Source organism: Nonomuraea sp. MG754425 (genome assembly GCF_021699195.1).
Classification (GTDB): domain Bacteria; phylum Actinomycetota; class Actinomycetes; order Streptosporangiales; family Streptosporangiaceae; genus Nonomuraea.
In genome coordinates this window covers 1-3,008 of record NZ_SSXE01000376.1, presented here as the reverse complement: position 1 = coordinate 3,008, position 3,008 = coordinate 1, and the positions used below count along the sequence as shown (strand labels likewise).

Annotated in this window: 5 protein-coding genes; 2 read left to right on the top strand and 3 right to left on the bottom strand. The window is 72.1% G+C overall.

Translation table 11 applies throughout. The annotated features are described in order from the left end of the window. Together FAF44_RS52665 and FAF44_RS52660 are read right to left on the bottom strand one after the other, a co-directional pair. The coding region (locus FAF44_RS52665) for a hypothetical protein (protein ID WP_237111032.1) at nucleotides 1-1,238 on the bottom strand (1,238 nt) is incomplete at its 3' end. Then, nucleotides 1,239-1,670, bottom strand: a complete 432-nt coding sequence (locus FAF44_RS52660) for a YbaB/EbfC family nucleoid-associated protein (protein WP_237111031.1) — start codon at nucleotides 1,668-1,670, stop codon at nucleotides 1,239-1,241. A 116-nt stretch (nucleotides 1,671-1,786) separates the two neighbouring features. Here FAF44_RS52660 and FAF44_RS52655 point away from each other — a divergent pair, with 116 nt between their 5' ends. Then, on the top strand, nucleotides 1,787-2,092 hold the full coding sequence (locus FAF44_RS52655) for a hypothetical protein (protein WP_237111030.1): 306 nt from the start codon (nucleotides 1,787-1,789) through the stop codon (nucleotides 2,090-2,092). Between the two features lie 30 nt (nucleotides 2,093-2,122). On the opposite strand, the gene FAF44_RS52650 is transcribed toward FAF44_RS52655, so the two are convergent. Then, the gene (locus FAF44_RS52650; protein ID WP_237111029.1) at nucleotides 2,123-2,395 is read right to left on the bottom strand and encodes an ATP-binding protein; all 273 of its coding nucleotides are present in this window, start codon (nucleotides 2,393-2,395) and stop codon (nucleotides 2,123-2,125) included. A 281-nt stretch (nucleotides 2,396-2,676) separates the two neighbouring features. On the opposite strand from FAF44_RS52650, the gene FAF44_RS52645 reads away from it, so the two are divergent. After that, the coding region (locus tag FAF44_RS52645) for a cellulose binding domain-containing protein (RefSeq protein ID WP_237111028.1) at nucleotides 2,677-3,008 on the top strand (332 nt) is incomplete at its 3' end.

Sequence of the window (3,008 nt, the reverse complement as noted above, 5' to 3'; positions counted from 1 at the left end):
CGGCCCCCGGGAGGCACGCCCCGGCCGATCGCGTGGTCGGCGCCGCCGTGGCGCACGGCCGGGGCGTGCCTCCCGGGGGCCGTGACCTCGGGCGGGACGTGCTGCCGCTGGGTCGTGGCGCCGGGCGGGGTGTGCTGCGCCAGGGTCGTGACGTCGGACCGCCCCGACGTCGGGGCGGCGTCAGGCCGCCCGGACGTCGGGGCGTGCTGCGCGAGGGTCGTGACGTCGGGTTGCCCGGACGTCGGGGTGGTGTCGGGCCGCCCGGACGGAGAGCCGCCGAGCTCGCCGACGGCCGACATCGGCGTGTAGCTCACCCGGGCCGACGCCGGGACGTCGAGACCCCCCGCGACACCCGAGACGAAGGTGTAGGCGAGGTGCGAGGCGTCGAGTTGCCCGCTGAGCGCGAGCCCCGGAACCGCGCCGGCGGTGCCCGCCACCCCGCCCGTCAGCGCCTGGCCCCAGATGCTCTGCCCCAGCGCCACGAGCCTGTCGCGTACGGCCAGTTCGGCCTTGGAGCCGACGTACACCATCTCCCGGCTCAGCAGGCGCGACAGGCCCGCGTTCGCGCCGGCGAACAGCACGCCGGTCAGCGCGCCGCTGCCCGCCGACATGGCCAGCGAGGCGAGATCGAAGTCACCCGCCTCGCGGTCGCCCCAGATCTGCTGGGCGCCCTGCACCCCGAGGTCGAGGCCGCCCATGATGCCGCCGAACCTCAGCATGTTCAGCAGGACGAGCCGCTTCAGCGTCTGGATGTTCATCTTGGTGAGCAACGTGTTGTACTGCACCAGCCGGAGCACGGCGGGACCGTTCACGTAGATCCACACCAGCAGCCTGACGATCATCGCACCGAGCAGCGCCAGCGACGCGTAGATCATCCATTCGGTGTGCTGCATCCGCACGCCGTGCTCGCGCAGGGCGCGCGCCTCGTCCCGCAGCGCCTGCTCCAGCAGGTCGAGCAGCGCCTCCGGGGAGCCGGTCGTGTCCTGCCGCCCGCTGAGGGCGGTGAAGACCTGCTCGAACGTCTCCTTGGCGGCCCCCTGCCACAGCCCGTCGCGCAGCAGCCGCATGACCGCGCCGGCGTCCTTCGCCTTGATCTCGGCCAGGGTGTCGGCCAGGTCCTCCAGCGTCCGCGCCTCGGCGATGATCCCGTCGGCGTCGGCCTCCGGGAACGCCCCTCCCGTCAGCGGCAACGCCATCGGCTTGACCACGTCGGGCACCAGGCTGAGATCAAGGCCCATCTACGGCGTTCCCGGCCGCTGTGTTCCCGGTGTCCCCGATTGCGGCGCCTCCGGTCGCGGTGTCCCCGGTTGCGGGAGGAAGGATTCGAAGCTCGTCTCGTCCCCGAACAGGTCCTCGAAGGGAAGATCCGGGACGAAGGGGCCCATCAGCTCCTTCAGTTCGCCGGAGACCTGGCGGGTCGCGTGCCTGATCTGCTCGACGATCGAGTCGGACAGCTCCGACGGCGACAACTTGCGGTAGACCCGCGGGTCGAACTCGATCGCCCTGACCTCGCCGCGGGGGCCGACGGTGACGCTCACCATGCCGTCGCGCGACCTGGCCGTCGCCGACAGCTCCCGCATGCTCTCCTGCATCCGTTTGAGCTGCTCGGTCTGCTGGTTGACGTCCTCGACGAGCTGCTCCAACAGCCGCCACTGCTCGTTCGATGCCATCGCCGTCCCCACATCAGCAACATCAGCCTCAATGGCCTATCGCGCCCCATCTTCTCGTACTTCATGGCATTGATCCACATTCCGACCTCGATGGCGGCTCGCTATGCTGCCGATTCGTGGAGTTCGACGGAATCGTTTACAGCAAGAGCCGGTTGCGCCGGCTGGCCGGCGAGATGAGCGACATGGCCGGCCTCGTGTCCGGCACCGACACCCGGTACGAGACGTCGGTGAGCACCACCCGCACCGCACTCGGCGGCGACGACTACGGCAACGCCTACCGGCAGTCGCGCAGCCGGCAGATCGACGCCATCGGCGACGGCCTCGGCCTGCTGGCGTCCGCGCTCGACCGGCAGGAGACCCGGCTGCTGGCCGCGCTGAAGACCTACCGCGCCGGCGAGGACGCCTCCACCATTCGCGGCTGAACCCGGTGGGGGCCGCTCGGCACCGAACCCTCACGGACGCCCGACGGGTTCCGGCAGCGGCAGGCGTACCCGGAACGTGGTCCCCTCGCCGGCGACGGAGCCCGCGGTGACGTCCCCGCCGTGCTCCGTCACCACCGCCCGCACGATGGCCAGGCCGAGGCCGGCCCCACCGCCGCGGCGCGCGCCGTCCTCCACCCGGTAGCAGCGTTCGAGGACGAGCGACGCGTGCTCCTGGGACATCCCGGGCCCCCGGTCGGCGACCTCGATCACCGGCCTGGCCCTGGGCATCCTGCTGGACGCCACCGGCCAGCTCCAGCGGCTCAACCGCCGGCCCGCCCGGCACGGCCGGCCGGGGCCGCCGAATGAAAGTTTCGGGTTCCTGCCGGCGTTTGCGCACGCCCGGCGGCTGCTTCGGGCGCGCTTGTTGACAGGGATCCGGCGGTTCGGGACCCTACGCAATGTTAGCGCTACCATTTTCCGGGCCGGAGGCCGGCCGCGGCGACGGCGACGCCGTCCGGGGCGGGTGTCGTGCGCCCGGAGCAGTCCATGAACCACAGCGGAGTGCGGGCCACGACGGAGGACAGATGCACCGACGAGGATTACGCGGGGGCCTTGCCGCCTGGGCCCTGGCCGTCTGCTTGGCCGCTTCGGCCGTCGTGACCACGGTCACGGCGCACGCCGCCGCGGCCGGCTGTCAGGTCACCTACACCATCGGCAACCAGTGGGCCGGCGGCTTCGGCGCCAACATCGCGATCAAGAACCTCGGCGATCCGCTCACCGGCTGGACCCTGCGCTGGGCCTTCACCGCCGGGCAGACGATCAGCCAGGCATGGAACGCCGGCGTGACGCAGAACGGCGGCACGGTGACCGCCTCCGACGCGGGCTGGAACGGCTCCCTGGCCACGGGCGCCGGCAC

What these genes read in the sequence shown, in the direction of transcription:
- FAF44_RS52660 (WP_237111031.1), bottom strand. Translation starts at nt 1,670, where the DNA reads ATGGCATCGAACGAGCAGTGGCGGCTGTTGGAGCAGCTCGTCGAGGAC.